The 26,643-nt window shown below is 68.3% G+C and carries 22 protein-coding genes and 1 tRNA gene; 12 read left to right on the top strand and 11 right to left on the bottom strand.

Annotation, left to right across the window (positions count from 1 at the left end):
* Positions 1-6: 6 nt before the first annotated feature.
* Positions 7-2,136: a transglycosylase domain-containing protein gene (locus EDC22_RS07180; RefSeq protein ID WP_132805928.1), complete on the bottom strand. Its 2,130-nt coding sequence runs from the start codon at positions 2,134-2,136 to the stop codon at positions 7-9.
* A 304-nt stretch (positions 2,137-2,440) separates the two neighbouring features.
* Here EDC22_RS07180 and EDC22_RS07175 point away from each other — a divergent pair, with 304 nt between their 5' ends.
* From EDC22_RS07175 to EDC22_RS07165, 3 genes are all read left to right on the top strand, one after another.
* Entirely contained in the window at positions 2,441-3,286 is an 846-nt protein-coding gene (locus EDC22_RS07175; protein WP_132805927.1) for an MBL fold metallo-hydrolase, read from the top strand.
* A 176-nt stretch (positions 3,287-3,462) separates the two neighbouring features.
* Positions 3,463-3,744: a hypothetical protein gene (locus tag EDC22_RS07170; protein ID WP_132805926.1), complete on the top strand. Its 282-nt coding sequence runs from the start codon at positions 3,463-3,465 to the stop codon at positions 3,742-3,744.
* 322 nt (positions 3,745-4,066) lie between these two features.
* Entirely contained in the window at positions 4,067-5,536 is a 1,470-nt protein-coding gene (locus EDC22_RS07165; RefSeq protein WP_132805925.1) for an aldehyde dehydrogenase family protein, read from the top strand.
* Positions 5,537-5,741: 205 nt separating this feature from the next.
* Here EDC22_RS07165 and EDC22_RS07160 read toward each other — a convergent pair whose 3' ends face one another.
* The 4 genes from EDC22_RS07160 to EDC22_RS07145 form a co-directional block, all read right to left on the bottom strand.
* Positions 5,742-6,878 (bottom strand): ABC transporter permease, encoded by a 1,137-nt coding sequence (locus tag EDC22_RS07160; protein ID WP_132805924.1) that lies wholly within the window; start codon positions 6,876-6,878, stop codon positions 5,742-5,744.
* 73 nt (positions 6,879-6,951) lie between these two features.
* Positions 6,952-7,899 (bottom strand): ABC transporter ATP-binding protein, encoded by a 948-nt coding sequence (locus tag EDC22_RS07155; RefSeq protein ID WP_132805923.1) that lies wholly within the window; start codon positions 7,897-7,899, stop codon positions 6,952-6,954.
* On the bottom strand, positions 7,896-8,849 hold the full coding sequence (locus tag EDC22_RS07150; protein WP_132805922.1) for an HlyD family secretion protein: 954 nt from the start codon (positions 8,847-8,849) through the stop codon (positions 7,896-7,898). The genes EDC22_RS07155 and EDC22_RS07150 overlap by 4 nt, the downstream gene beginning before the upstream one ends.
* Positions 8,846-9,580 carry a CerR family C-terminal domain-containing protein gene (locus tag EDC22_RS07145; protein ID WP_132805921.1) on the bottom strand — a complete coding sequence of 245 codons (735 nt, stop codon included), beginning with the start codon at positions 9,578-9,580 and terminating at the stop codon, positions 8,846-8,848. The genes EDC22_RS07150 and EDC22_RS07145 overlap by 4 nt, the downstream gene beginning before the upstream one ends.
* Positions 9,581-9,769: 189 nt before the next feature.
* On the opposite strand from EDC22_RS07145, the gene EDC22_RS07140 reads away from it, so the two are divergent.
* Entirely contained in the window at positions 9,770-10,516 is a 747-nt protein-coding gene (locus tag EDC22_RS07140) for an SDR family oxidoreductase (protein ID WP_132805920.1), read from the top strand.
* Between the two features lie 598 nt (positions 10,517-11,114).
* On the top strand, positions 11,115-11,864 hold the full coding sequence (locus EDC22_RS07135; RefSeq protein ID WP_132805919.1) for an SDR family oxidoreductase: 750 nt from the start codon (positions 11,115-11,117) through the stop codon (positions 11,862-11,864).
* A gap of 319 nt (positions 11,865-12,183) precedes the next feature.
* Here EDC22_RS07135 and EDC22_RS07130 read toward each other — a convergent pair whose 3' ends face one another.
* The 4 genes from EDC22_RS07130 to EDC22_RS07115 all read right to left on the bottom strand — a co-directional run bounded on the left by EDC22_RS07130 (position 12,184) and on the right by EDC22_RS07115 (position 17,482).
* Positions 12,184-13,467 (bottom strand): NAD(P)/FAD-dependent oxidoreductase, encoded by a 1,284-nt coding sequence (locus tag EDC22_RS07130; RefSeq protein WP_132805918.1) that lies wholly within the window; start codon positions 13,465-13,467, stop codon positions 12,184-12,186.
* Between the two features lie 210 nt (positions 13,468-13,677).
* The gene (locus EDC22_RS07125; RefSeq protein WP_132805917.1) at positions 13,678-15,066 is read right to left on the bottom strand and encodes an aspartate aminotransferase family protein; all 1,389 of its coding nucleotides are present in this window, start codon (positions 15,064-15,066) and stop codon (positions 13,678-13,680) included.
* Between the two features lie 191 nt (positions 15,067-15,257).
* The gene (locus EDC22_RS07120; RefSeq protein WP_132805916.1) at positions 15,258-16,655 is read right to left on the bottom strand and encodes a glutamine synthetase family protein; all 1,398 of its coding nucleotides are present in this window, start codon (positions 16,653-16,655) and stop codon (positions 15,258-15,260) included.
* Between the two features lie 128 nt (positions 16,656-16,783).
* Positions 16,784-17,482, bottom strand: coding sequence for a GntR family transcriptional regulator (locus EDC22_RS07115; RefSeq protein ID WP_245499670.1), 699 nt, complete (start codon positions 17,480-17,482; stop codon positions 16,784-16,786).
* A 79-nt stretch (positions 17,483-17,561) separates the two neighbouring features.
* Here EDC22_RS07115 and EDC22_RS07110 point away from each other — a divergent pair, with 79 nt between their 5' ends.
* From EDC22_RS07110 to EDC22_RS07085, 6 genes are all read left to right on the top strand, one after another.
* The gene (locus tag EDC22_RS07110; RefSeq protein WP_132805915.1) at positions 17,562-18,941 is read left to right on the top strand and encodes a glutamine synthetase family protein; all 1,380 of its coding nucleotides are present in this window, start codon (positions 17,562-17,564) and stop codon (positions 18,939-18,941) included.
* Positions 18,942-19,067: 126 nt separating this feature from the next.
* Positions 19,068-20,162 (top strand): polyamine ABC transporter substrate-binding protein, encoded by a 1,095-nt coding sequence (locus EDC22_RS07105; RefSeq protein ID WP_425385516.1) that lies wholly within the window; start codon positions 19,068-19,070, stop codon positions 20,160-20,162.
* Between the two features lie 80 nt (positions 20,163-20,242).
* Positions 20,243-21,400, top strand: a complete 1,158-nt coding sequence (locus EDC22_RS07100) for an ABC transporter ATP-binding protein (RefSeq protein WP_132805913.1) — start codon at positions 20,243-20,245, stop codon at positions 21,398-21,400.
* 8 nt (positions 21,401-21,408) lie between these two features.
* Positions 21,409-22,329, top strand: a complete 921-nt coding sequence (locus EDC22_RS07095; protein WP_132805912.1) for an ABC transporter permease subunit — start codon at positions 21,409-21,411, stop codon at positions 22,327-22,329.
* On the top strand, positions 22,326-23,144 hold the full coding sequence (locus tag EDC22_RS07090; protein ID WP_132805911.1) for an ABC transporter permease: 819 nt from the start codon (positions 22,326-22,328) through the stop codon (positions 23,142-23,144). Before EDC22_RS07095 ends, EDC22_RS07090 begins: the two co-directional genes overlap by 4 nt.
* Positions 23,145-23,180: 36 nt before the next feature.
* Complete coding sequence (locus EDC22_RS07085; RefSeq protein ID WP_132805910.1) at positions 23,181-24,371, top strand: NAD(P)/FAD-dependent oxidoreductase; 1,191 nt, start codon at positions 23,181-23,183, stop codon at positions 24,369-24,371.
* Between the two features lie 28 nt (positions 24,372-24,399).
* Here EDC22_RS07085 and otnI read toward each other — a convergent pair whose 3' ends face one another.
* Positions 24,400-25,194 (bottom strand): 2-oxo-tetronate isomerase, encoded by a 795-nt coding sequence (gene otnI, locus EDC22_RS07080; RefSeq protein ID WP_132805909.1) that lies wholly within the window; start codon positions 25,192-25,194, stop codon positions 24,400-24,402.
* A 186-nt stretch (positions 25,195-25,380) separates the two neighbouring features.
* Positions 25,381-26,376, bottom strand: coding sequence for a radical SAM protein (locus EDC22_RS07075; RefSeq protein ID WP_132805908.1), 996 nt, complete (start codon positions 26,374-26,376; stop codon positions 25,381-25,383).
* Positions 26,377-26,567: 191 nt separating this feature from the next.
* Here EDC22_RS07075 and EDC22_RS07070 point away from each other — a divergent pair.
* A tRNA-Gly gene (locus EDC22_RS07070) sits at positions 26,568-26,642 on the top strand.
* Position 26,643: the final 1 nt, after the last annotated feature.

Genomic DNA, 26,643 nt, shown 5'->3' with positions numbered 1-26,643 from the left:
GCCGCCTCAGCCGCCGCCGAACAGCCGGTTGAAGAAGCCGCCCCTGCCGAACAGCCCGCCGCCGGTGCGTTGCGGGACCGGGGCGCTCGGGTCGGCGCTGCGCGCAGCCGCCTGCGCGGGCTGGCCCTGCATCCATGGCAGGGTCTGACTGTCGGCGACCATCGGGCCGCTCGGCGCCGGATGGTATTCGCCCGGCAGGTCGGCCATGGCGAGGCCGTCATGGGCGGCGGCCATGAAATCGGCCCAGACGGTGGCTGGCAGGCTGCCGCCGGTAACCTTCCTGGTCGGGGTGCCGTCGTCGTTGCCGAGCCAGACGCCAGCGACCAGATAGGCGGTGTAGCCGATGAACCAGGCGTTGCGATACTCCTGGCTGGTGCCGGTCTTGCCGGCGGCCGGCCAGCCTTCGAATCCTGCGCGCCGGCCGGTGCCGCTGGCCACCGTCTGCTTCAGCATGTAGTTCATCGCGCCGACGGTCTCGAGGGAGACGACGCGGCCCGGGCCATCGCCACGCCGCTCGTAGAGCACCTGGCCGTCGGTGGTTCGGATGCGGCGGATCACATACGGCACCACGCCGTAGCCACCACTGGCAAAGGGCACGTAGGCGGCAACCAGCTCGAGCGGCGTCACCTCCGCGGTGCCGAGCGCGATCGACAGGTTCTTGCCGATCGGCGAGGTGATGCCCATCCGGTGCGCGGCGGCGATCACCCGCTCGGGCCCGACCTCTGCGGTAAGCCTGACAGCCACCGTGTTGATCGAATCCTTCAGCCCCTCGGTGAGGGTCACCGGCCCCTTGAACTTGCCGGTGTAGTTGCCCGGCGACCACGATCCGAACGAGATCGGCGCATCGTTGCGGATCGTGTCGGGCGTCAGGCCGGCCTCGATCGCGGCGAGGTAGACGAAGGTCTTGAAGGAGGAGCCGGGCTGGCGCCTGGCCTTGACGGCGCGATTGAACTGGCTGCGGGTATAGTCGCGGCCGCCGACCAGCGCGCGGACAGCTCCGCTGGTGTCCATCGCTACCAGCGCCCCCTCGGACACCCCCTTCTCCTTGCCCTCGGCGTCGATGACGCGCACCAGCGCCGCCTCGGCCGCGTTCTGCATCAGCGTGTCGATGGTGGTATCGACGACGATGTCCTGACGGACCTCACCGATGAAGGAGGGGACGAGTTCGTAGACCCAGTCGGCGACATAGCCGGCGGACTCGCCCGGCGTGCGCTGGCGCACGGTGGCCGGACTGATCAGCGCGAGCTTGGCATCCTCCTCGGTGATGAAACCGGCCTCCATCATCGCCGAGAGCACCGTCTGCGCGCGCTCCTCGGCCAGCTGCGGGTTGGCGGTCGGCGCGAATCGGGACGGCGCCTTCAGCAGCCCGGCAATGGTCGCCGCCTCTGCCAGTGTCACGTCGCGCGCGGACTTGCCGAAATAGGTCCGCGCCGCTGCCTCGACGCCGGTCGCGCCGCTGCCGAGATAGGCGCGGTTGAGATACATCTCGAGAATCTCGTCCTTGGTGAACTTGTGCTCGAGCCAGACCGCCAGCAGCGCCTCGTGCACCTTGCGGGTGAGGGTGCGGTCCGGCTTGAGGAACAGGTTCTTGGCGAGCTGCTGGGTCAGCGTCGAGCCGCCCTGGACGACGCCGCCGGCGGTCAGGTTGACGAAGGCAGCGCGCGCCAGGCCGATCGGGTCGATACCGAAATGGGAATAGAAGCGCCGGTCCTCGATCGCCAGCACCGCCTGCGGCAGGTAGGGGGGCAGTTCGAACAGACGCACCTCCTCGCCGCGGGTTTCGCCGCGATTGCCGAGCACCGTACCATCGGCGGCGACGACCATCACGTTGGCCGGTCGCTTGGGTACCGCCAGTTCCTCGGGCGGCGGAAGGGTGAGGGCGAAATAGCCGACGACGCCCATGGCGCCGATCACGCCCCACAGTCCCAGCAGGAAGATGCCGTGGACCAGCCGCCCGAGCAGGCTGCGCCGACGCCGGCCGCCGCGCGAACGGCGCTGCTTGCGGCGAGGGCGCGTCTGTTGAGTGCGTCGCGAACCGTCGCGCGAGGGCTTGGCCGAGCGCGAGGTGGAGGGGCGATGCTGGGACACGGCTCCGGGCCGGTCCTCGGGGGTCAGTCTCAGATCGTACGGGCTCATGCGGGCTTGGCCGTCTCCGTCGCGAAGCTCGATGCGCGCCAGCGGGAGCCGACGCTGGAACAGCGGCGGTGCCGCCCGTCGCCGGCTGACTGCTGCGACCGGCGTGATCGAACCTAAATCCGGCCCATTAAGGGCGGGTTAAGGATGAGATCGTGGCATCCGGCGGGCATCGGTCGATCCGTTCGCCACCGTGGCGGATCGGCAACGCCGGTCGGGCCCTGTTCACGGGCTTGTCAGCAGCGGAAGCTGGCCGGCCGGCAGCGGCCATGGCAGTCTCGTAGCCACGAGGTCGGAGGTTTTCGAGATGGCGGGACGGCGCGCCCGCAAACTTGGACGACTGGCTGCCGGCATGCTGCTCGCCGCTTTCGCGGCCGGCGCGGACACCGAGCGGGCCGAGGCGGTCGAGCCCGAACGCTGTCCCAGGCTGATCGCCTGGGAGATGCCGCGCGTCGTGCCGGCCGCCTTCCGCCTTGCCCAGGCCGACGGCGAGGCGGAAAGCGAGGTCCGGCTCACCTTTCTCGGCCATGCGACCTTCCTGATCGAGAGCCCGGCCGGCGTGACCATCGCCACCGACTACAACGATGCCATCCGCCCGCCCGCGACCCCGCGCATCGCCACGATGAACCGCGCCCACATCACCCACTACTCGCTCAATCCCGATCCGGGCATCGAGCATCTGCTGCCGGGCTGGGGCGAGGGTGGCGCGCCGGCCCGGTACGATCTGACGGTCGACGACGTCTGGCTGCGCAACGTCACGACCAACATACGCGGCGGGATGGGCGAAACGATCCGCGACGCCAACTCGATGTTCGTGTTCGAGGTGGCCGGGCTGTGCATCCTGCATCTCGGCCACCTGCATCATGTGCTCACCAGGGAGCACCTCGACGCGCTCGGACGCATCGACGTCGTGCTCGCCCCTGTCGACGGCAGCTACACGCTGGACATCGAGGGAATGCTCGAGGTGCTCGACCAGCTGCAGGTACCGCTGGTGGTGCCGATGCACTTCTTCGGTACCGCGACGCTGAACCGCTTCCTGTCGCGGCTCGGCGAGGAGAACTGGGACGTTCAGGTAAGCGACGGACCGTCCGTCCTGCTGTCGCGCGACAGCCTGCCGGTACGGCGCACCGTGCTGGTGCTGCCGGGGTACTAGGACGGCTCATCGCGTCACGGACTCGATGATCCCGCCTGGCTGCCGGATCCCTCGCACGTGCAGACGGCGCGCCGATGTCGTCTTGTCCAGCAATTGCTACAGCCCGCTCTCACGCCCTCGTCATCCCGGCCGGGCGGAGGCAGGCTGCTGCAGGCGCAAGGCCGTGGCAGGCCGGGGTGCGGCGTCCCTACCGCGCCACCACCCAGAAGGACAAACAGGAAACCGATGCCGATCGGCCTCAGTCCGATCAGCACGCCCGCGAGCCAGCCGGCCACGACAGCCGCTGCAAGGAGCCAACGGATGTGGCGCCGGCAGTCCTTCCTGTGATCCTGGAGGAGGCCGAGATCAGCGACCGTGAGGTGCAGCGCGATGGCGCAGACGCAGAGACCGGGCGAGACGAGCCCCGGCCGCTGGCGATGCAGGATCAGGTAGCCGACGAGGAAATTGAAGAAGGCTAAGGTAACGCATGTCTCGCCGGCCAGAACGCGGGGGACGGGGATCGGAGGGTTGCCGTGATCGAGACCGACCGCCAGCCGGGGCGGCCGCTGTCGCCGGCGCAGGGCAATCGTGTTAACGGCGTCTTAACCTCCGTGCGACGACATGGTAACCACCACGGGACAGCGCCGGGACGGGGACAGTACCGGAGCGAGGGTGACAGGCAGCATCGGGGGATGCTGCCTGTTCCATTTCGGCGGGTCGGGTAGCGGCGAAACCGCCTTGTTGCCAGCCATTTGCCGTCCTATCGTGCCATCATCGCGCGCGACTGCGGAGGTCAAAGACATGACGGCGGCAGCCGAATCGCGTTCGCACACGAAGGTCTGGGGCAACGTCGTCGGTGGAGAGATCTCGCCGGCCGCCGACCGCCGGACGCTCGCGGTGATCTGTCCCTCGGATGGCGAACCCTTCGCCACGATCCCGCGCTCGGGACCAGCGGACGTCGACCGGGCAGTGGCGGCGGCGCGCGCCGCCTTCGACGGTGCCTGGGGCCGGCTTGACGCCGCCGAGCGCGGCCGACTGTTGATGAAGCTGTCCGGTGCGATCCTCGACAATTTCGACGAACTGGCCGCGCTCGAATCCCGCGACACCGGCAAGCCGATGCGGCAGGGTCGGGCCGACATGACGGCCGCGGCGCGCTATTTCGAGTTCTATGCGGGCGCCTGCGACAAGATCCATGGCGACACTCTGCCGTTCCTCGCCGGCCACATGGCGCTGACGCTGCGCGAGCCGCACGGGGTCACTGGCCATATCATCCCGTGGAACTATCCGGCCCAGATGTTCGGCCGCTCGGTGGGCGGGGCGCTGGCGATGGGCAATGCCTGCGTGATCAAGCCCGCCGAGGACGCCTGCCTGTCGGTGCTGCGCTTCGCCGAACTGGCGCTGGAGGTCGGGTTCCCGGCCGGGGCCATCAATGTCGTGACCGGGCTCGGCGAGGAGGCCGGCGCGGCGCTCGCCGGCCATCCCGGCATCGACTTCCTCTCCTTTACCGGCTCGCCGGAGGTCGGCACGCTGGTGCAGCAGGCGGCCGCCCGCAACCATATCAGCGCAACACTGGAACTCGGCGGCAAGTCGCCGCAGATCCTGTTCGCCGATGCCGATCTCGATGCGGCGCTGCCGATCGCCGTCAACGCGATCATCCAGAATGCCGGCCAGACCTGCTCGGCGGGAAGTCGCCTGCTCGTCCAGGAATCGATCTGGGACGAGGTGACCGCCGATCTCGCGGGCCGCTTCGCCGCGCTCGTCGCCGGCCCGCACCAGGCCGATCTCGACCTCGGGCCGCTGATCAGTGCCCGGCAGCGCGACCGGGTGGCGCGGTTCGTGGCCGAGGCGAAGGCTGCCGGCCTGCCGCTGATCGGCGAGGGCCGGATCGCCGCCGATGCGCCGAAGGGCGGTTTCTATGCCGCGCCGGTCCTGTTCGGCCCGGTGCCGGCGGATGCGAGGCTCGCCTGCGAGGAGGTGTTCGGGCCGGTGCTGGCCGCACTCCCCTTCGCGGACGAAGCGGACGCGATTCGCATCGCCAATGCGAGCCAGTACGGCCTCGTCGCCGGCGTGTGGACCGCGGACGGCGGTCGGCAGATGCGCGTGGCGAAGGCGCTTCAGGTCGGCCAGGTGTTCGTCAACTGCTACGGCGCCGGCGGCGGCATCGAGCTGCCCTTCGGCGGCCGCAAGAAATCCGGCCACGGCCGCGAGAAGGGCTTCGAGGCGCTCTACGAGTTCTCGACGACGAAGACGGTGGTGTTCCGGCACGGCTAGGGACGGGCATGCGTCTGCGCAGGCGCCTCGACATGCAAGGCTTCACCTCGTCGTCGCCGGCATGAACCCTGTCCCTCAGGCCGAGACGAAGCCAGCGGCCGAAATCGGGAAGCGTCTGCGCGGACCGTGGCGCCCTCCCGATCGCGGGCCGGCCTGACGGCCATCCCGGCCGGCCCGCGACCGGAATGGATGGGCCGATGCCGGATCAGTCCAGCGTGCGGCGGTATCGGAGCAGCGCGATCGTCGCCACGGCGGCCAGAAAGGCTGCGATGGCGCCGAGTTCCAGCAGGATTTCCGGCATCCCGTTGCCCTTCAGGACGATGCCGCGGACGATGCGCAGGAAGTGGGTAAGCGGCAGCGCCTCGCCGATCCACTGCGCCCAGACGGGCATGCCGCGGAACGGGAACATGAAGCCCGACAGCAGGATCGACGGCAGGAAGAAGAAGAACGTCATCTGCATCGCCTGCATCTGCGTGCGGGCGAGCGTCGAGAAGGTGTAGCCGAGCGTGACGTTGGCGGCGATGAAGACGAGGAGGGCAATGAGCAGCACGGCGAGGGAGCCCAGCATCGGCACGGTGAAGATCGTCCAGGCGGCAGCGAGGATGACGCCGACCTGGATGAATCCGAGCCCGATATAGGGAAGGATCTTGCCGACCATGATCTCGGCCGGCCGGGCCGGCATTGCCAGCAGGTTCTCCATTGTGCCGCGCTCGAGCTCGCGGGTGAGCGCCATCGCCGTCATCAGGATCGTGGTCATGGTCAGCACCACGCCGAGCAGACCGGGAACGATGTTGTACTGGGTGATGCCCTCGGGGTTGTACATGCGGTGGACCACCACATCGACCGGCGGCTGCCCCGCCTTCAGCGCCTCGAACGGTCCCCTGAGATCGTGGGCGAGTCCGGAGCGGACGATCTCGGCGATGGCGCCGACCGCGTTGGAGGCGGCCGCCGGATCGGTGGCGTCGGCCTGCAGCAGCAGCTGCGGCCGCGCGCCGCGGACGAGATCGCGGCCGAAATCGGCCGGCACGGTGACGACGAAGGCGACCTCGCCCCGCGCCAGCATGTCGGCGGCGCGAGCCTCACTTTCGGCATCGGCGACGAAATCGAAGTAGCGGGAGTTGCGCATCGCAGCAAGGACGGCCCGGCCGAAGCGGCTGGCATCCTCGACGATCGCTGCCGCCGGCAGATGCTTCGGATCGGTATTGATGGCGAAGCCGAACAGGACGAGCTGCACGATCGGGATGCCGACCATCATCGCGAAGGTCAACCTGTCGCGCCGCATCTGGATCAGTTCCTTCAGGAGGATCGCGCTGATGCGCGACAGCGAGACAGCACGGCTCATGCGAACGCTCCCGACGGGCCTGGGCGTCCGATGCCGAGCGCAGGCCGGTGGCGCGGCGGACAGGCGGTGCGCATCACCGTTCCCGAGCCTGGGCTTCGGTCATCAGGCGGATGAAGACGTCCTCGAGGCTGGTCTCGCCCGGGGCGGCCTTCAGCCCGTGTTGGCGGGCGATCGTGGCGACAGCCGTCTCGAGGGCAGCCGCATCGGAGCCGACCACATGGATGTCGGTACCGAACGGGGCAACCTGCTCGACACCGGGCAGACGGCGCAGCTCCGCCATCAGCCGGGCCGAGCCGTCGCCGCGAATCACCCAGGTCTTCAGGCCGGAGCTTGCCACCACCTCGTCGACCGTGCCGCGGGCGACGATCGTCCCGTAGGCGATGTAGACGATGCGATGACAGCGTTCCGCCTCGTCCATGTAATGGGTCGAGACCAGCACCGTCAGACCCCCGGCGGCAAGATCGTGGATCTCGTCCCAGAACTCGCGCCGCGCCTTGGGATCGACGCCGGCCGTCGGCTCGTCGAGGAGCAGCAGCTTCGGATGGTGCATGACGCAGGCGGCCAGCGCCAGCCGCTGCTTCCAGCCCCCCGACAGCTGGCCGGCGAGCTGATGCTGGCGGTCGGCGAGACCGAGGCGGTCGAGTGTCGCGTCGACGGTCTCGCGGCGCGGTCGCAGGTCGTAGAGCCGGGCGACGAAATCGAGGTTCTCGCGGATGGTCAGATCCTCGTAGAACGAGAATCGCTGGGTCATGTACCCGGTCTCGGCCTTGATCAGCGCCGACTGGGTGCGGATGTCGTAGCCGAGGCAGACACCTTCGCCGGCATCCGGGCTGAGCAGCCCGCAGATCAGCCGGATGGTCGTGGTCTTGCCTGATCCGTTTGGGCCGAGGAAACCGACGATCTCGCCGCGGCGGACATCGAGATCGACATGGTCGACGACGGTCTTCGACCCGAACCGCTTGGTCAGCCCCCTGACCGAGATGGCATTGCCGTTGTCGGCGGGACTGGGCGTGGCGGTCATGGCGCAAGCCGCACATCGACAGGCTGGCCGACCTTCAGCGGCCCGACGTCGTCGGGGGTCGCCTCGACCATGTAGACGAGCTTCGCGCGTGCCTCGACCGAGTAGATCACCGGCGGCGTGAACTCGGCCTCGCGGGCAACGAAGCTCACGCGCGCCGGAATGGCCTCGACACAGGAATCGCAGGCGATGTCGACGCGGCCGCCGAGAACGACGCGCGACAGGTCGGTTTCGGGAACGAAGAAGCGCACCTTCAGATTCTCGGGCGGCAGCAGGGACACCACGGCGCGGCCTGCGGGAACCACCTCGCCAGGCTCGAAGAAGATGTCCTGAATGCTGCCCGACATCGGCGCGATGCCGTTCAACCGGGCAAGCCGGGCGTCGATTCTGGCCAGTACGGCCTCGGCTGCGGCGACATTCTGGCCGGCGGCCGCGATGGCGTCTGGCCTGGCGGGGAGTTTCGCCACCTCGAGCTGCGCCTCGATCGCCTTGAGACGGGCGCTGAGCACCGCGAAGCGCTCGCGCGCCGTCTCGGCCCGCGCGTCCGAAACGACGCTGGCCTCGTGCAGGGTCTCGTACCGCTTGAGGTCGCGTTCGGCGAGGTCCAGGCTCGCCGCGATCTCCTCGGCCTGGGCTTCGAGCACGGCGAGTTCCTCCGGACGCTTGCCGGTGCGCAGATCGGCGAGCTGGGCGCGCGCCTGGTCGAGCCGTGCGATCGCCTCGCGGCGCTCGGCGGCGGCATCGGCATCATCGAGGCGGAACAGCACCGCACCGGCCTCGACCTGATCGCCGCGCCGCACCTCGAGCGCAACGAGACGCGCCGTCTCCTCGGCTCCGACATCGAGGAAATCCCCCTCGACATACCCCTGGAACGTGCCGGCCGGCTCATCCCACCAGCAGCCGCCGAGACCGGCGGCAACAAGGCCGAGCAGGAGCATGCGCAGCCCCGTCATCGCTTCGCCTCCGCCTCGCGCTGCGCATCGAGCATGGCGTCGAGATGCTCGTGCAGCATCGCCGTCACCAGCGCGATCTCGCCTGGCCCGTAGTCTGTCCAGCCGAGCCGCCGCTCGACCAGCGCCCGGGCCATCCGGAACACGATCAGCTGCCCGAACAGCCCCAACACCCGGACGATCGTCGCCTCAGCCTCGGCCGGGCGGCCGGTGGCGATCGCGAACAGTCGGGTCGCCACCACATGGGCGCGACCCATGAAGCCGTCATAGATCACGTCGAAGGCGGCCGAGGGTTGCGCCTGCTCGCGGATGATGAACGGCGCCCAGCGCGCCGCCTCGGGATGGCCGAGGATCATCGCCGCGCCGCTGTCGAGGAGAGCATGCAGCATGACGCGCGCCGCCGGCGGGTCGATGGTGCCCGCCGAGAGCGCCGCCTCGGCCTGATCGACGACGCCACCGAGCCTGCCATGCACCTCGTCGGCAATATGGCGGGCGACGGCGATGTGCAGGCCCTCCTTGCCGCCGAAATGGTAGGGGATTGCCGCAAGGTTGGTCCCGGCAAGGCGAGCGATCTCGCGGGTCGAGGCGGCATCGAAGCCGTATCGGCCGAAGGCATCGAGTGCGGCATCGATGAGCCGGTCGCGGGTCGCTCCAGCGGCGCGGCCAGACACGCGTGGCGAGGCGCGGCGACGGGGTGCGCCCTGCGGCGACGGGATCTCGGAGTCGTCGGTCATTGGCGGAAACTCCACGCAGCGACTCTATGTCGTTCGATTGAATTAGTCAATCGAATGATTGAAAATCGACGGGGCGACCAATGCCGATCGGCGGGGGCAACAGCTGCTGCTTTTCTCGCCGCATCGAACCGGTTAAGAGCCTGACAGGTCCGCGGCTGAGGGTTGCGACCACGTCAGGGAGGCGCAGGCATGGCAGGACGGCTGGAGGGCAAGGTTGCGGTAATCACCGGGGCGGCATCGGGATTCGGCGAGGGCATGGCCAAGCGGTTCGCCGAGGAAGGGGCCTGCGTCGTGGTCGCGGACATGAACGGCGAGGGCGCCGAGCGGGTGGCCGGCGAGATCGGTGCGAACGCGGTCGCGGTCGAGGCCGACGTCACCGACCCGCTCGACATCGACGCGATGCTGAAGGCGGCCGCCCAGTACGGACCGCTCGACATTCTCGTCAACAATGCCGGCGCCTCGCACCGCAACATGCCGATGACCGAGGTCGACGAGGCGACGTTCGACCGGGTGCTCGCGGTCAATACCAAGGCGATCTACCTCGCCTGCATCCGCGCCGTGCCGATGATGGCGGAGCGCGGCGGCGTCATCATCAACACCGCCTCGACCGCCGGCATCCGCCCGCGCCCCGGACTGGTCTGGTACAATGCCACCAAGGGCTGGGTGATCACCGCCACCAAGTCGATGGCAATCGAGCTCGCGCCGAAGAGGATCCGCGTCAACTGCCTGTGTCCGGTCGCCGGCGAGACCGGAATGCTTCACCTGTTCATGGGCGAGGACACGCCGGAAAAGCGGGCCCAGTTCATCTCCACCATCCCGCTCGGCCGATTGTCGACGCCGCGCGACGTGGCCAATGCGGCGTTGTGGCTTGCCTCCGACGAGGCGGAATTCATCACCGGGGTGGCGCTCGAGGTGGACGGTGGGCGTTGCATCTGACGCCGATCACGACCGACGCCGCCCTTGCCGGCTTCGTGGTGATCGGCGGCGGCCGCCGGCATCGCCATCGGGAGCGAGACGGACAGGGCGCTGCGATTGGCGCGCGGGCATCATCCGCCAGGCCCAGCCGAACACCAGCTAACGGGTCGGAACGATCTTGCGGCATACGCCCGACACAGCGTGGTGCTCGCCATCCGGGATTCGGAAGGCGACTGCGCACCGGCCGCGATTCCTCGGATCGGCCTCTGCGTTCAGGGTTCGGGAGCTGACCGTACCCCACCGGGCACCGATCTGGTCTGGCGCGATCCAAGCGGCATCGACCGTCTCGACGGGCGCCTCGGGACGACGGCGCAGCGCGCGCAACGGCTTGGGGTGATCCCTGCCTCGAAGTTCACGCCGAAGCTTCGTCTTCTCATGTGACCGGTTCGCTCATTCGCGGCCGCTGTGGGCGGTGCCGTCAAGTCCTGTCGGACGCGACCCGTCGGTTGCGCTGGTTCACGCTGTGCAGCCGGTTTGCACTTTACAATGCCAGTCCTGCCTCGCTAATCAGCAACAGATTGTTCTGAACGGCGAATGACTGTTCTGATAGGAGGTACACATGGGTTCGCAGCAGGCTCGGCTGGACGGACGTGTGGCGATCGTCAGCGGCGCCTCCGCCGGTGTCGGCGCAGCCACGGCCCGCGCGCTGGCCGCCGCCGGTGCGCGTGTGGCGCTGGTCGCTCGCCGCCGCGAGCGGCTCGAGGCTCTGGCCGCCGAGATCGGCGGCGGCGCCAGTGTGCATGCGGCCGACCTCTACGATCCCTCGGCGCTGGCCGGCGTCGTTGCCGATGTCGCCCGACGGCACGGCCGGCTCGACATCCTGGTCAACAATGCCGGATCCATGTTGTCCTCGCCACTGCGCTCCGCCGATCCGGCCGACCTCAGGCGGATGACCGATCTCAATTTCCTCACCCCCGTCCTGGCCGCCCGGGCAGCGATCGAACCGATGCGGGCGACGGGGGGCGGCCATCTGGTTTTCATCGGCTCGCTCGGCGCCCGCTTCTGCACCCCGGGCAATGCCGTCTACGCCGGGGTGAAATCGGCGATCCACGTCTTCGCGGAAACGCTGCGCAAGGAGCTGATTGCCGATGGCACCCGGGTGACCACCATCCTGCCCGGCTTCGTCGCGACCGAGATCACCGCCCACATCCCCGATGCGACGATGAAGGCCTCGTTCGAACAGTTCATGGGATCGATGACACCGCTGTCCCCGGCCGACATCGCCGCGGCGATCCTCTACGCGGTGACGCAGCCGCCGCGCGTCAGCCCGACCGAGATCGTGGTGCGCCCGACGACACAGCCCAACTGAACCGCCACGGGCAGGCCCATCCTCGGTCACGCCGGGCCCGCCGACGACGGTACGCGACGACGAACGTCGTGTAGCGGGCCGCGCCGACAGGGAAGGGGACGAGCGCACGGGAACTGGTCGTGATCTTCCCGGCACCGGCGGCGATGACGGCCTGATCGGTCAAGCTGACCGAGTCCGCCGCCGCGATCGGCGCCAGCGCAAAGCATCGCGACTGGCGGAAGGGTGCACCAGGCGTCTCGCGCTGACGAGCTCGCCCGCCGTCACGGCGGGCGATGGCGGACGTCATGAACCGCGGGTCCGCGCGTTCCTGTCGTGCGGCCTACAGCCGGTCACGGAGGGCGAACCACGTCATCGCCGCGACGAGCGTCGGAGCCCGCAGCCATCTGCCGCCGGGAAACGGCGGACAGGGCAAGGCGGCAAAGGCATCGAGCCGGCCGGGCGACCCAAGGATCGCCTCGGCCAGGATCCGGCCAGCATAGGGCGCGATGGCGACGCCCTGACCGGAGAAGCCGGCGCCGACATAGACGCCGGGCCGGTGGCGGCGCAGATAGGGCAGGCGCCGGGCGGTCACCGCCAACGTTCCGCCCCAGGCGTGGTCGATCCGGACGCTCTCGAGCCGGGGATAGAGCCGCAGCATGTGACGACGCACGAAGGCACGGATATCAGCCGGATGGCGCCGCGAATAGGTTTCGCCGCCGCCGAACAGCAGCCGGCCATCGGCGGTCGGCCGCCAGTAATAGACGACGAACCGGGAGTCCGAGGCCGCCTCGCCGCCCTGCAGGATGCCGCCCGGAATGCCCGCGCCGATCGGTTCGGTGGTCAGGATGTAGTTGTTGATCGGCATCACGCGCGACTCCAGGTCTGCATCGATGCCGTCGAGATAGCCGTTGCCGGCGAGGATCACCGTCTCGGCGGACACCCGACCGGTGGCGGTGGTCAGCAGATGGCGGCCGCAGGCGGCTTCGAGCCTGCGGACGCGGACGCCCTCATGGATGCGCGCGCCGGCGCCGGCCGCGGCACGCGCGAGGCCCAACGCGAAGTTCAACGGGTGCAGATGCCCCGCCCCCGCGTCGCGCCAGCCGCCAAAATAGACGGCCGTGCCGAGCGCCTCGGCCAGCGCGTCGCGCTCGACCCAGGCGATGTCGGCATAGGCATAGTCGCGCCTGAGCTTCTCGACATAGGCGCGTTCGCCGGCGACGTGGCGCGGCTTGTGAACGGCGTGGAACAGGCCCGGCCGCCAGGCGCACTCGATCGCGTGGCGGGCGATCAGGTCATGGACGAGCGCCTTTGCCTCCTCGGCCAGAGCCCACAGACGCTGCGCCTGCTCGCGCCCCAGCGTCCGCTCCAGCCACGCCACGTCGCGACGCTGGCCGGAATGGAGCTGGCCGCCGTTGCGCCCCGAGGCACCCCAGCCGACACGATTCTCCTCGAGCAGCACCACATCGACGCCCCGCTCCGCCAGATGCAGCGCCGCCGACAGGCCAGTGTAGCCGCCGCCGACGATGGCGACATCGGCGTCGGTATCGCCATCGAGCGCCGGAAATGGCGGCAGCAGATCGGCCGTCGCGACGTACCAGGAATCGGGGGGATAGGGGGCTGTCATGGCGAACTTGTTCGCAGCCGGCACGCCGTGCCCCGAGGAATGCCCGCCCCGTTGCCGCGATCCCGGGCAGAGCAACGCGGAGCCCCGGGATCGGCAGACCACGCACCCAAGCGCACCGCGCGCCGATCGCCAGGGTCGGCAGCGCCGATTCCGGGTTGAGACGGAACGGGATGACGGCAGGACGAGCGCACCGGTCCCTCGCGGACGAGACTAGACGAGCCAGCCCCGCTTCTTCAGCTCCGCATGGGTGTCGTCGAGCGTCTTCTCGACGCGTCTTGCGAGCTCGTCGATCTCCTCGCGGGTGATGACCAGCGGCGGGGAGATGATCAGGGCATCGCGCACGGCACGCATGACGAGACCGTTGTTGAACGAGATGTCGCGGGCGATCGTGCCGACGTCGCCGACCGGTGCGAAGCGGTCGCGGCGGCTCGGCTTGCGGGGAACGAGTTCCAGCGCGCCGACAAGCCCCTTCATGCGCGCTTCGCCCACCAGCGGGTGGTCGGCGAAGGCGAGCCATTTCGCCTGCAGATACGGCGCCGCCTCGCTCGCCGCACGCTCGACGACCTTCTCCTCGCGCATGATCCGGAGATTGGCGAGCGCGGCCGCGCAGGAGGCGGGATGGCCGGAATAGGTGAAGCCATGGAAGAATTCGCCGCCATCGCCGATCAGATATTCGCAGACTCGATCGGAGACCATCACGCCTCCGATCGGCAGATATCCCGACGACAGCCCCTTGGCGATCGGCATCAGATCCGGCTTCAACCCGTAGGTGTCGGAGCCGAACCAGTTGCCGGTCCGGCCGAAACCGCAGATCACCTCGTCGACGACCAGAAGGATTTCCCGTTCGGCGCAGATGCGACGGATCTCCGGCCAATAGGTCTCCGGCGGAATCAGCACGCCGCCGGCGCCCTGGATCGGCTCGGCGATGAAGGCGGCGACATTGCCCTCGCCGAGTTCGTCGATCGCCCGCTCGAGTTCCCGCGCCGCCCAGATTCCGAACTCGTCCGGACTCATGTCCCCGCCGAAGTCGAACCAGTAGGGCGGGGTGATGTGATGGACGCCGGGCACCATGCCGGCCTGCTCGTGCATGCCGGCCATGCCACCCATCGCGGCGGCGGCCACGGTCGAGCCGTGATAGCCATATCTGCGCCCGATGATGATCTGCTTGTCCGGCTTGCCGGCAAGCGTCCAGTAGCGGCGGACCATGCGGAAGACGGTATCGTTGGCCTCGGAGCCGGAGCCGGTGAAGAAGACGTGGTTGAGCCCCTCGGGGGTCAGCTCGGCGAGCACTTCGGCCAGTTCCGCGGCGCGCGGATGCGTCGTCTTGAAGAAGGTGTTGTAGAACTCGAGCTCCAGCATCTGCCGGTGCACGGCATCGGCGATCTCGCGGCGGCCGTGGCCGATCTGGGTGCACCACAGCCCGGCCATGCCGTCGAGATAGCGGTTGCCGTCGGTGTCCCAGATCCACACCCCGTCACCACGAGTCATCACCCGCGACCGTTCCGCGTTCAGCGCCTTGAAATCCGTGAAGGGATGCAGGTGGTGGGCGGCGTCGATGCGCTGGTAGTCGGCGGTGGAGAGATTCGGGGCGTGGGTCATGTCGGTTCCTGCCGGTGTCTGATGCCGAAGCGTCGGTTCGTTAGGGATCCCTCGTCATCCCGGCGATCGGCTCGCGGCCGATCGAACCGGATCCGGGACGCCGCCGACGGTCGCTGCATCCCGATCCCGGACCTGGGCGCGCATTCGCCTGCTCCCTCCGGGATGATGAAAGCCGGATGTGACATGGCGGCTCACACGTTGAGCAGCAGATGCTCGCGTTCCCACGGGCTGATCACCCGCATGAACGTCTCGAACTCCTCCTGCTTGATCGCTGCGTAGACGGTCACGAAGGTGTCGCCGAAGACCTCGCGCAGCGGCTCGCATTCCTCGAACGCGGCGACCGCCTCCAGAAGGCCGCGCGGCAGGTCGTAGGGAAGGTGGCGGGCCGATCCCTTGATCGGCTCGCTCGGCGTCAGGCCGTTCTCGATGCCGAGCCAGCCGCAGGCGAGCGAGGCAGCGATCGCCAGATAGGGATTGGCGTCCGAGGACGGTACCCGGTTCTCGACGCGCCGGGCCTCCGGCTTGGAGGGGGGAATCCGGATGCCGACGGTACGGTTGTCATAGCCCCAGTGGATGTTGATCGGTGCGGCGGTGAAGCGCGCCAGGCGCCGATAGGAATTCACGTAAGGGGCGAGCATGCACATGACCGCCGGCAGATATTCCTGCAGGCCGGCGATGAAGGAGAAGAATTCCGGCGTCGGGTCGCCATCCTCGTTGGAGAAGACGTTGCGGCCGGTTTCCTCGTCGATGATCGACTGGTGGATATGCATGGCGCTGCCGGGCTCGTGGGCGATCGGCTTGGCCATGAAGGTGGCATAGATGTTGTGCTTCAGCGCCGCCTCGCGGATCGTCCGCTTGAACAGGAATACCTGGTCGGCGAGTTCGAGCGGAATGCCGTGACGCAGGTTGATCTCCATCTGCGCGGCGCCCTCCTCGTGAATCAGCGTGTCGATCGCCAGACCCTGCGCCTCGGAATAGTCGTAGATGTCGTCGAACAGCGGATCGAACTCGTTGACCGCCGAGATCGAGAACGACTTGCGCCCGGTCTCGGCCCGGCCGGACCGGCCGATCGGCGGCTCCAGCGGATAGTCCGGATCGGTGTTCGGCTTGACGAGGTAGAACTCGATCTCAGGCGCCACCACCGGCTTCCAGCCGCGCATCTCGAAGGCGCGCTGGACCCGCCTCAACACGTGGCGCGGCGCAAGCTCGACCGGGCGGCCGTCGCGGTGGAAGGCGTCGTGGATGACCTGGGCCGTCGGCTCGTCCTCCCAGGGGACGATGCACAGCGTCGAGAAGTCGGGATTGAACTGCAGGTCGCCGTCGGCGGAATCGAGCTTGGCGACATCGGCCAGCTGCGGATAGTCGCCGGTGATGGTCTGATAGAAGATCGACTCCGGCATGTTCATGACCCGGCCGGTGAAGAACTTCGAGGCCGGCATCAGCTTGCCGCGTGCCACCCCGGACTGGTCCGGCACGATACATTCGACGTCGTCGATGCGGCGCGACGCCATCCATGCCTTCGCCTCCTCCGCGGAGGCTACCCCGCGCGGGGAATCGAGCGTCGTCTGGGCGACCTTCTTTCTCGGCATGACCGTGGCCCGGCGCGCCGCAGACCCTCGGCCCGCGACGAAGGGCACCTCTCCTTGTCAGAACAGTGTCTCAGAACAGTGTCGCGGATTCTGTGATCACAAAACCGCAATGTCAATCGGCTCGCCGTTCAACGCGCACGCAGCCTGAGGCCAGGTTCGGCGGCGTCCTCGAACACGCTCGAGCCGATGTGGCGCATGCCATCGAGAATGTCCGAGCGGATCGCCTCGGCCAGCGCGTCGGCGTCGCGGGCGAGAATCGCGGCAATCGCCTGCTCGTGATAATCCACCAGCCAACCGGTGCCTACGCGGCCGTAGACAAGCCGCATGAACGGCCCGAACTGCAGCCACAGGCTCTCGATCAGCGGCACCAGGACATCGGAGGGAACGGCCCGGTAGATGGCGAAGTGAAACGCGTGATTGGCCGCAACGTAGCCCTCGACATTGCCATTGGCCAGATGCCGCTCGAGTTCGTCGTCGATCTTCCTGAGCCGTGCGACGTCGCTGCGCGTCAGGGTGGTGAGGGCGCGCCGGGCGGCCTCCGGCTCCAGCCGCTCACGGGCGATCACCAGCTCGTCGAAGCGCGCCTGCGTCATCTGCGGCACCGCGATCCGGCGGTTGGCGGTCATCACCAGCGCCCGCTCCGCGACCAGACGACTGACCGCCTCGCGCACCGGCATCGGGCTGACGCCGAGTTCGGCCGCCAGCCCGCGCAGCGTCACCGGCCGCCCCGGGACGACCCGTCCGCCGATCAGCCGAGCGCGCAACTCGCGGTAGACCCGCTCGTGCATGGTCTCGCGCATCAGCGTGTCGGTTTTCGCCTCCGTCACGTTGACAGCCCTCTCTCGCGTGATCACAATCGGGGTCGATCATTCCAGAATCCGTATCGCGTCGCAACCAGCCCGCCGCATGGCAGATCCCAAGCCCCGACTCGAACCGCTGCCCCAGGTTGGCGAGGCCGCGCGTTTTCTTGCCGCCAACCCCGACATCGAGATCGTGGAGCTGCTGCTGCCGGATACCAACGGCGTGTTCCGCGGCAAGTGGGTGCCTGTCGGCCATCTCGAGGGCCTGTTCCGCGACGGCCTGGCGCTGGCCAAGTCGGTGTTCGCCCTGGACGCTTGGGGCGGCGACGTGGTCGCGACGGGCCTCTACCACGAGACCGGGGACCGTGATGGCATCTGCCGGCCCGTACCCGGCAGTCTCCGGCGGGTGCCGTGGACGGCGCGGCCGACGGCGCAGGTGATGTTGCGCATGGACGACGAGGACGGCTCGCCGTTCTTCGCCGATCCGCGTACGGTGCTCGCCTCGGCGGTGGATCGGCTCGCCGCGCGCGGCTTCAGGCCGGTGGTCGCCTTCGAGCTCGAATTCTACCTGTTCGACGACACCCGGCCGTCCGAGGTCCGGCGCGGCGGCGCGCCGTTGCCGGTGATCGAAGGGCTCGGCCCCGACCGCACCAACATCTACTCCGTCTCCGACCTCAGGGCCTATGGCGACCTGTTCGCCGAGATCGAGCAGGCGGCACAGGCCTTCGACGTGCCCACCGACACCATCATCTCGGAGGCCGCACCAGGCCAGTTCGAGATCAATCTGGTGCATGTCGGCGATCCGTTTGCGGCGGCGGACCAGGCGCTCCTGCTGCGCCGCATCATCCGGCAGGTGGCGCGTCGGCGCGGCCTGCGCGCCTCGTTCATGGCCAAGCCGTTCGCCGATCGAGCCGGCAACGGCATGCACGCCCATGTCAGTCTCGTCGATGGCGACGGCCGCAACGTGTTCGGCCAGCGCCCGGACGGCGAGACGCTGCTGCGGCGTGCGGTCGCCGGGCTGCTTGATACCATGCATGCTGCGACGCTGATGCTGGTGTCGAGCTACAACGGCTTCCGTCGCCTCAACGGCGCCTATTCGCCGTCGAAGGCGCTGTGGGCGGAGAACAACCGCTACGTCGCGGTGCGGCTTCCGCGCGGGTCCGGGCCAGCGCGGCGACTGGAGCACCGTGTGGCAGGCGCCGACGCGAATCCGCAGCTGGTGCTGGCGGCGATCCTCGCCGGCATCGAGCGCGGCCTTGCCGCGGACCTGCCACTGCCGGCGCCCGTCGATGGGGACGTGAAGGCGGTGGCCACCGAGCCGCTGCCGCCATCGATGCGGCATGCGCTGGAACGCTTCGAGCGATCCGATTGGGTCGCCGAGGCGTTCGGCGCCAGATGGCGCGACTTCTATGCCGAGATCAAGCGGCAGGAGCTGGCCGGTTTCGAGTCCTATGTCTCGCCGCTCGAGTACGAGACCTATCTCTAGCGGCGCTGCGGGACGCTTCCTGTTGCACCGCGGCGTGTTCGGGGATTTGATGTCCCCGACCGCGACGTCAAGGGCCGCGCCAGACGGCTCCGCCTCAATGACCGACCGCCAACCGGACAGGAGACGATGATGATCCTCAAGACACTCGCCACCGCCCTGGCAACCGGAATCGCGCTGACAGCCGCGGCCGCCGCCCAGGATCGGGTGGTCCATGTCTACAACTGGTCCGACTACATCGGGCCGGAGGTGCTCGACAAGTTCACCAAGGCCACGGGGATACGGGTCGTCTACGACGTCTTCGATTCCAACGACATCCTGGAAACCAAGCTGCTCGCCGGCGGCACCGGCTACGATGTGGTGGTGCCGACCGGCACCTTCCTGATGCGGCAGATCCAGGCCGGCGTGTTCCAGCCGCTCGACAAGTCGAAACTGCCCAACCTCGAATATCAGTGGGACGAGATCGAGCAGCGGCTCGCCAAGTACGACCCGGGCAACAAGTATGCCGTGAACTACATGTGGGGCACGACCGGCATCGGCTACAACGTGGCGAAAATCAATGAGCGGATGCCCGACGCGCCCGTCAATTCGTGGGACATGGTGTTCAAGCCGGAGGTCATCTCGAAGTTCCAGGACTGCGGCGTCTATTTCCTGGATGCGGCCGACGAACTGATCCCTGCGGCCCTGAACTACCTCGGCAAGGACCCCGACTCGAAGGATCCGGACGAGATCGAGGCCGCGGCGAAGCTGATCGAGACGGTTCGCCCCTACGTCCAGAAGTTCCACTCCTCGGAATATATCGAGGCGCTGGCGAACGGAAACATCTGCCTGGCGGTTGGCTGGTCGGGCGACGTGCTGCAGGCGCGCGACCGCGCCGCGGAAGCGGATGCGGGCGTCGAGATCGAGTACGTCATCCCCAAGGAGGGGGCGATGATGTGGTTCGACAACTTCGCGATTCCCGCTGACGCGCCGCATGTCGAGGAGGCACATGCCTTCATCAACTTCATGATGGATCCGGAGATCGCGGCGGAGAATTCGAACTTCGTGTACTTCGCCAACGGCAGCAAGGGATCGCAGCAGTTCCTCGACGAGGAGGTGATCGGTGATCCGGCGATCTATCCGGACGAGGAGACGATGAAGCGACTCTACACGACCACGCCCTACGACCCGCGCACGCAGCGGGTGGTGACGCGGGCCTGGACGCGGATCAAGTCGGGGAGCTGATCAGGGCAGTGGCGGGCCGGATCCCGATCCGGCCCGCTTTACGTCGGGACTGACAGTTGCGGCCGCAAGCGGGGGACGACATGGCGGCGAAGGCCATCGGGCCGATCAAGCGGGCATTCGCGCCCTGGGAGGACCCGGCCGCCCGGCCGTTCATCCGCTTCGAGGGCGTCACCAAGAGGTTCGGCGATTTCGTCGCGGTCGACAGTCTCAGCCTCGACATCTACGAACGCGAGTTCTTCGCGCTGCTCGGCCCGTCCGGCTGCGGCAAGACCACGCTGCTCAGGATGCTGGCAGGCTTCGAGACGCCGAGCGAGGGCCGCATCCTGCTCGAGGGCAGCGACATCTCGACGGTGCCGCCGCACCGGCGCCCGGTCAACATGATGTTCCAGTCCTATGCGCTGTTCCCGCACATGAGCGTGGAGAAGAACATCGCCTTCGGGCTGAAGCAGGACGGCTTGCCGAGAGACCAGATCGAGGCGCGCGTCGCGGAGATGCTGAAGCTGGTCAAGCTCGAGCCCTTCGCGCGGCGCAAGCCGCACCAGCTCTCGGGGGGCCAGCGCCAGCGCGTCGCGCTCGCCCGCTCGCTCGCCAAGCGCCCGAAGGTCCTGCTGCTCGACGAGCCGCTCGGCGCACTGGACAAGAAGCTGCGCGAGGAGACGCAGTTCGAGCTGATGGACCTGCAGCAGCAGACCGGCCTGACCTTCGTCATCGTCACCCACGACCAGGAGGAGGCGATGACCGTGTCCGACCGGATCGCGGTGATGGACCACGGCAAGCTGGTGCAGGTGGCAACGCCGGCCGTGATCTACGAGTATCCGAACTCGCGCTATGTGGCCGACTTCATCGGCAACGTGAACTTCCTCGAAGGCCGGATCAGCCGGATCGGCAGGAACGACGTGGAACTCGTCAGCAACGACGTGCCATGTCCGATCGTGGCGATCCACGACGGCGACCTGCCCGCGACGACGGGTGACACGGCGTGGCTTGCGATCCGGCCGGAGAAGATGCGCATCTCGCTCGACGCGCCCGAGGCAGCAACGCGCAACTGCGTGAAGGGCGAGGTCTGGGACATCGGCTATCTCGGTGACCTGTCGATCTATCACGTCCGGCTTCCGGGCGGGCAGATCATCAAGTCCGCCGTCGCCAACCAGACCCGGCTCGTCGAGCGGCCGATCGGCTGGGACGATACGGTGTATGTGTCCTGGCCGGACGATGCCGGCATCGTGCTGACCAAGTGAGGGGCGCGATGGCCGAGACCGGCTCCAGATCCCCGGTTCGCGCGAAGGGCCTCGTCGTCCTCGTTCCCTATCTCTGGCTGCTCGCCTTCTTTCTCGCGCCGTTTCTGATCGTCCTGAAGATCTCGCTGTCGCAGACAGCGATCGCGATGCCGCCCTATGTGCCAGTCTTTGACCTGGCGGAGGGGCTTTCCGGACTGTGGGAGAGCATCAGGCAGCTCTCCTTCGACAACTACGTCTTCCTGACCACCGACGACCTGTACATCCGCTCCTACCTGTCGAGCCTGTGGATCGCCGGAGTGTCGACGGCGCTGCTGCTGGCGATCGGCTACCCGATCGCCTACGGCATGGCCCGCGCGCCGCGGGCGTGGCGGCCGACGCTCGTGATGCTGGTCATCCTGCCGTTCTGGACGAGCTTCCTGATCCGGGTCTACGCCTGGATTGGCATCCTCAGCCGCGAGGGCCTGCTCAACTCCTTCCTGTCATGGCTCGGCCTGATCGACAGTCCGCTGACGATCCTGTCGACCAACACCGCTGTCTATATCGGCATCGTCTATTCCTATCTGCCATTCATGGTGCTGCCGCTCTATGCCGCGCTGGAGAGGATGGATGACACGCTGCTGGAGGCGGCCGCCGATCTCGGCTGTCCGCCGCTGAAGGCGTTCTGGGTGGTCACCTTCCCGCTGTCGCTGCCCGGCGTGATCGCCGGCTGCCTGCTCGTCTTCATCCCGGCGGTCGGCGAGTTCGTCATCCCCGATCTGCTCGGCGGCTCCGACACGCTGATGATCGGCAAGACGCTGTGGGCGGAGTTCTTCGCCAACCGCGACTGGCCGCTCGCCTCAGCGGTTGCCGTCGTGCTGCTTCTCATCCTGGTCGTGCCGATCGTGATCTTCCAGAACATGCAGCAGCGCCAGCAGGAGCGCGAGCGATGAGGAAGGGCCCCACCCTGTTCAACGTGGTGTCGATCACGCTCGGCTTCGCGTTCCTCTACATCCCGATCATCCTGCTGGTGATCTACTCGTTCAACGCCGGACGCAACGTGGCGATCTGGGCCGGATGGTCGACCCGATGGTACGTGGCGATGCTGCAGAACCAGCAGCTTCTCGACGCCGCCTGGGTGACGCTGCGGGTTGCATTGCTGTCGGCCTCGATCGCCACCGTGCTCGGCACGCTGGCGGCGATCGCGCTCGTCCGGCACGGGCGCTTCGCCGGCCGCACGCTGTTCTCCGGCATGGTCTATGCCCCGCTGGTAATGCCGGAAGTGATCACCGGCCTGTCGCTGCTCTTGCTGTTCGTCGCGATCAACTTCGATCGCGGCTTCTGGACCGTCACCATCGCCCACATCACCTTCTCGATGTGCTTCGTCGCGGTCGTCGTGCAGTCGCGCCTCGTCACCTTCGATCGTTCGCTCGAGGAAGCGGCGATGGATCTCGGCTGTCCGCCCTTCAAGACGTTCTTCGTCGTCACCCTGCCGATCATCCTGCCGGCTGTCATCGCGGGCTGGATGCTGGCCTTCACCCTGTCGCTGGACGATCTCGTCATCGCCAGCTTCACCACCGGGCCCGGGGCGACGACGCTGCCGATGCGGATCTATTCATCGGTCCGGCTCGGGGTGACGCCCGAGATCAACGCCGTCTCGACGGTGCTGATCGCCGTCGTCACGGTCGGCGTCGTCTCCGCGTCGCTGATCACCAAGCGCCAGGAAGTGGAGCGGCAAAGGGCCGAGCGGCTCGCCGCCGCGCCGTGATCCGCCCGATGGACCGGCGGTACAGGACGCTTCCGGATGATGCGCCCCGACATCGTGGTGATCGGCGCCGGCATGATCGGCGCCTCGGCAGCGCTGGCTCTGGCCAGGGCCGGCGTCTCGGTCACGCTGATCGGTCCGCGCGAGCCTGACGACAAGGCCACGGCCACTGGGCCCTTCGCCAGCCATTACGACGAGGGGCGCATCACGCGGATCGCCGATCCCGACCCGCTGTGGGCGGGCTGGGCCGCGGAATCGATCGCCTGCTACCCCGACATCGAGGCGGCGAGCGGCATCCGCTTCCATCATCCGGTCGGGTCCGTCCGCGTCGCGCCGGCCGGATCGCCGGGACTGGCGCGGGCGCGGGCAGCCGCCAGGGCGCTCGGCGCGGCGGTCGAGGAGATCGACGGGCGCGAGCTGGCTGCCCGCTGCCCGGCCTTCGCAACGCACGAGGGCGTCGCGGTGCTCTGGGAAGCCGCACCGGCCGGCCATGTCAATCCGCGCCGCAAGGTCGCGGCGCTGAAGGTGGCCGCGCTGCGCGCCGGCGCCAGGCTGATCGAGACGGAAGCGACGGCCGTGGCCACCGGTCCGGGCGGGGCCGAGGTCGCCCTGGCGTCGGGCGAGCGGGTCGCCTGCGGGCGGGTGCTGGTCGCGACCGGTCCGCATGCCCGCGACCGCCGGCTCGTGCCGGTGCTGCCGGACCTGAAGCCTGTCGGCCGCACCGTCGTACTGTTCGAGGTGGCGGCGGACGATCCGCAGTTCCGGGCAATGCCGAGCTTCATTGTCGGCCTCGACCCGGCAGCGCCCGACACGTCCTTCTATGGTGTGGCGCCGGTGCCCTATCCGGGCGGCGGGCTGTGGCTGAAGGCCGGCAACGGTTGCATCGACAGCCCGTTGCCCGACGGTGCGGCGGTGCGGGACTGGTTCCAGTCCGGCGGCTCGCAGGAGGAAGCGCGGCGCATCCGCGCGGAGGTGCTGACGGTGTTTCCCGCGCTGTCGGCCGCGCGCTGGCGCACCGAGCCCTGCGCCCTTGTCGAAACAGTCAGCGGCCGCCCGTTCATCGGCCGGGTGCCGGGCTGGGAGCGGATCGGCATCGCGCTCGGCTGCAATGGCTATGCGGCGAAATCCTGCATCGCTCTCGGACGGATCGCCGCCGGGATGATCTGCGACGACGGCTGGTCCGGATCACAGGAAGCAGGCCCGCTGCGGCCGGTCTGGGCAGCACCCTGACCGGCCGCCATGCGGTCCAGGGCCGATGTCAGGACGGCTTGCGCAACGGCCTGAACGGTTCGTACCAGGCAAGGCTGTCGAGGGTGCGGCCCTTCGGGGTGTATTCGCAGCCGATCCAGCCCTTGTAGCCGAGCGCCGCGATCTCCTTGAAGATGCAATCGAAATTTATCTCCCCCTGACCCGGATCGGTCCGCTCCGGCGGGTTCGCGATCTGAATGTGGCGGATGATGTCGAAATCCTCGCGCAGGCCGTGAACGAGGTCGCCCTGGACGATCTGCCGGTGATAGACGTCGAACTGCAGGCCGAGATTGTCGGCGGCGACCGTCTCGATGACCCGGCGGGCGGTCTCGTTGCGGGACAGGAAATAGCCCGGCACGTCGCGCCGGTTGATCGGCTCGATCAGCAGCGTCACGCCGTGCCGTTTCGCCTCGGCGGCAGCCTGCTGGAGGTTTGACACGAAGGTCCGCATCGCCCGGTCGGGATCGACACTGACATCCGGGATACCGGCCATGACGTGGATCATGGTGCAGCCGAGCGCATCGGCATAGGCGAATGCCTTCTCCATCGCCGTCTCGAAGGCGAGCTCGCGACCGGGCAGCGCCGCGAGCCCCCGCTCGCCCGCCTCGAAATCGCCCGGCGGCGTGTTCAGCAGCACCTGGGTGAGACCGTTGACCTGCAGCTCGGCAGCAAGTTCGCCCGGCTCGTGATCATAGGCAAACTGGAACTCGACCGCCGGGAAGCCGGCCATTCGCGCTGCCGCGAAGCGGGCGCGGAACGGCAGCTCGGTGAACATGGTCGAGATGTTTGCGGCGAATCGCAGCATCGTTCCCCCTTCGTCCCGACACCGGCGCCGGGCCATCGCATCGGCGGGAATTGGGATCGAAACGGCGTCGTCCGTCAAGGCTTGGTACGGCAAAGCTGCGTGGCTGATGCAGCGCAGGTCGAGCCACTGCGGCGGGTCGCCGCCGGGGGCAATCCCGAGGGTTCGCCGTCCGGTGACCGATCCCGGTCAGCCCGGCGCGCAGGATCCGCCGCCCAGCACGCAGAACTTCGCGCAATGGGGATGGCAGAGCCGAACGGCACCCGACTCGAACATGCCGCCGTCGGCGGCGAGGGACTCGGCGATGCTCGATCCCATCTCGAAGGCCGTCTCGTAGGGCAGGAGCGTGCAGGGCACGACCACCGGCCGAGCGGCGCCCTTGCGCTTCACCACCATGCGGCTGGTAGCACACATCATCGTGTCGGGCGAGACCTTCAGGATGCCCCAGCAGGCCGTGGTGATCTCCGGCACGTCGCGCCGCGCGTCCATCTCCGGAAAGATCACCAGCGCCGAGCGGTCGCTGGCATCCAGCGGCCAGCCGCGTTCGGCGAACAGCCGCGCATAGCCCGCCCGCGCCGCGGGCTCGGCCTCCCCCCACATCGAGCGGCCGGCGATGGCGATCGAGAAGCCGTTGGCGACCAGCCAGTCGATCCCCGCAACGGTCCTGTCGAAACTGCCTTGACCGCGCTCTGAGTCGTGCAGCCGGGCGGTGGGGTGATCGAGGCTGATCCGCAGCAGCAACCGTCCGCCATGTTCCTCGCGCAGGCGCAGCAGGCCGGTGGCGATCCGCGGCCGGCGCATCGGCTGCATGGCGTTGGTCAGGACGAGGACGCGGAACCCCCGCCGCAGCGCCTCCTCGAGCAGCCCGAGGATCTCCGGATTCATGAACGGCTCGCCGCCGGTGAAGCCCACTTCCGCAGTTCCCAGACCGAGCCGGGCAATCTCGTCGAGATAGGCGGCGGCTTCCGCCCGGGTCAGATAGGCGAGGCGGTCATTGGTCGGGCTCGACTCGATGTAGCAGTTGGCGCAGGTGATGTTGCACAGCGTGCCGGTGTTGAACCACAGCGTCTCCAGCCGCTTCAGCGCGACGCTGGCCCGCCGCTCCCCCTTCGCGGTGATGGCGGGGTGGCGGAACTTCCTGGGATCAAGCGGGACGAAGTCGGCGGAATGGGACAGGTCGTTCATCGGCAAAGGCCGTCATCATGCTGGAGCGGGCAGAAGGTAACAGAAGAGGCGGCGCAGCAAAGCCCGAGCGGGATCGTCCCGGCATCACGTTCGATTGATGCGGCCCGAGCGCGCTGCCCTGCCGCGTCGGCACGGCAGCGCGCATCCGGCCTCTTGACTTCGCCGTCGCTGGACGTTGTTGTGTCGGCGGTGCGGGCGTAGTTCAGTGGTAGAACGTCAGCTTCCCAAGCTGAATGTCGTCGGTTCGATCCCGATCGCCCGCTCCAA

The sequence above is a fragment of the Tepidamorphus gemmatus genome (assembly GCF_004346195.1).
Classification (GTDB): domain Bacteria; phylum Pseudomonadota; class Alphaproteobacteria; order Rhizobiales; family Tepidamorphaceae; genus Tepidamorphus; species Tepidamorphus gemmatus.
The sequence above is the reverse complement of the archived record's forward strand: the minus strand, read 5'-3'. Positions and strand labels throughout refer to the sequence as shown.

Coding starts and splice junctions, on each gene's coding strand:
- EDC22_RS07125 (WP_132805917.1), bottom strand. CDS start 15,066: ATGACCCACGCCCCGAATCTCTCCACCGCCGACTACCAGCGCATCGAC.
- EDC22_RS07075 (WP_132805908.1), bottom strand. CDS start 26,376: ATGAACGACCTGTCCCATTCCGCCGACTTCGTCCCGCTTGATCCCAGG.
- EDC22_RS07130 (WP_132805918.1), bottom strand. CDS start 13,467: ATGACAGCCCCCTATCCCCCCGATTCCTGGTACGTCGCGACGGCCGAT.
- EDC22_RS07095 (WP_132805912.1), top strand. CDS start 21,409: ATGGCCGAGACCGGCTCCAGATCCCCGGTTCGCGCGAAGGGCCTCGTC.
- EDC22_RS07180 (WP_132805928.1), bottom strand. CDS start 2,136: ATGAGCCCGTACGATCTGAGACTGACCCCCGAGGACCGGCCCGGAGCC.
- EDC22_RS07085 (WP_132805910.1), top strand. CDS start 23,181: ATGATGCGCCCCGACATCGTGGTGATCGGCGCCGGCATGATCGGCGCC.
- EDC22_RS07165 (WP_132805925.1), top strand. CDS start 4,067: ATGACGGCGGCAGCCGAATCGCGTTCGCACACGAAGGTCTGGGGCAAC.
- EDC22_RS07160 (WP_132805924.1), bottom strand. CDS start 6,878: ATGAGCCGTGCTGTCTCGCTGTCGCGCATCAGCGCGATCCTCCTGAAG.
- otnI (WP_132805909.1), bottom strand. CDS start 25,194: ATGCTGCGATTCGCCGCAAACATCTCGACCATGTTCACCGAGCTGCCG.
- EDC22_RS07155 (WP_132805923.1), bottom strand. CDS start 7,899: ATGACCGCCACGCCCAGTCCCGCCGACAACGGCAATGCCATCTCGGTC.
- EDC22_RS07120 (WP_132805916.1), bottom strand. CDS start 16,655: ATGCCGAGAAAGAAGGTCGCCCAGACGACGCTCGATTCCCCGCGCGGG.
- EDC22_RS07100 (WP_132805913.1), top strand. CDS start 20,243: ATGGCGGCGAAGGCCATCGGGCCGATCAAGCGGGCATTCGCGCCCTGG.
- EDC22_RS07150 (WP_132805922.1), bottom strand. CDS start 8,849: ATGACGGGGCTGCGCATGCTCCTGCTCGGCCTTGTTGCCGCCGGTCTC.
- EDC22_RS07110 (WP_132805915.1), top strand. CDS start 17,562: ATGGCAGATCCCAAGCCCCGACTCGAACCGCTGCCCCAGGTTGGCGAG.
- EDC22_RS07135 (WP_132805919.1), top strand. CDS start 11,115: ATGGGTTCGCAGCAGGCTCGGCTGGACGGACGTGTGGCGATCGTCAGC.
- EDC22_RS07145 (WP_132805921.1), bottom strand. CDS start 9,580: ATGACCGACGACTCCGAGATCCCGTCGCCGCAGGGCGCACCCCGTCGC.
- EDC22_RS07105 (WP_425385516.1), top strand. CDS start 19,068: ATGATGATCCTCAAGACACTCGCCACCGCCCTGGCAACCGGAATCGCG.
- EDC22_RS07090 (WP_132805911.1), top strand. CDS start 22,326: ATGAGGAAGGGCCCCACCCTGTTCAACGTGGTGTCGATCACGCTCGGC.
- EDC22_RS07140 (WP_132805920.1), top strand. CDS start 9,770: ATGGCAGGACGGCTGGAGGGCAAGGTTGCGGTAATCACCGGGGCGGCA.
- EDC22_RS07175 (WP_132805927.1), top strand. CDS start 2,441: ATGGCGGGACGGCGCGCCCGCAAACTTGGACGACTGGCTGCCGGCATG.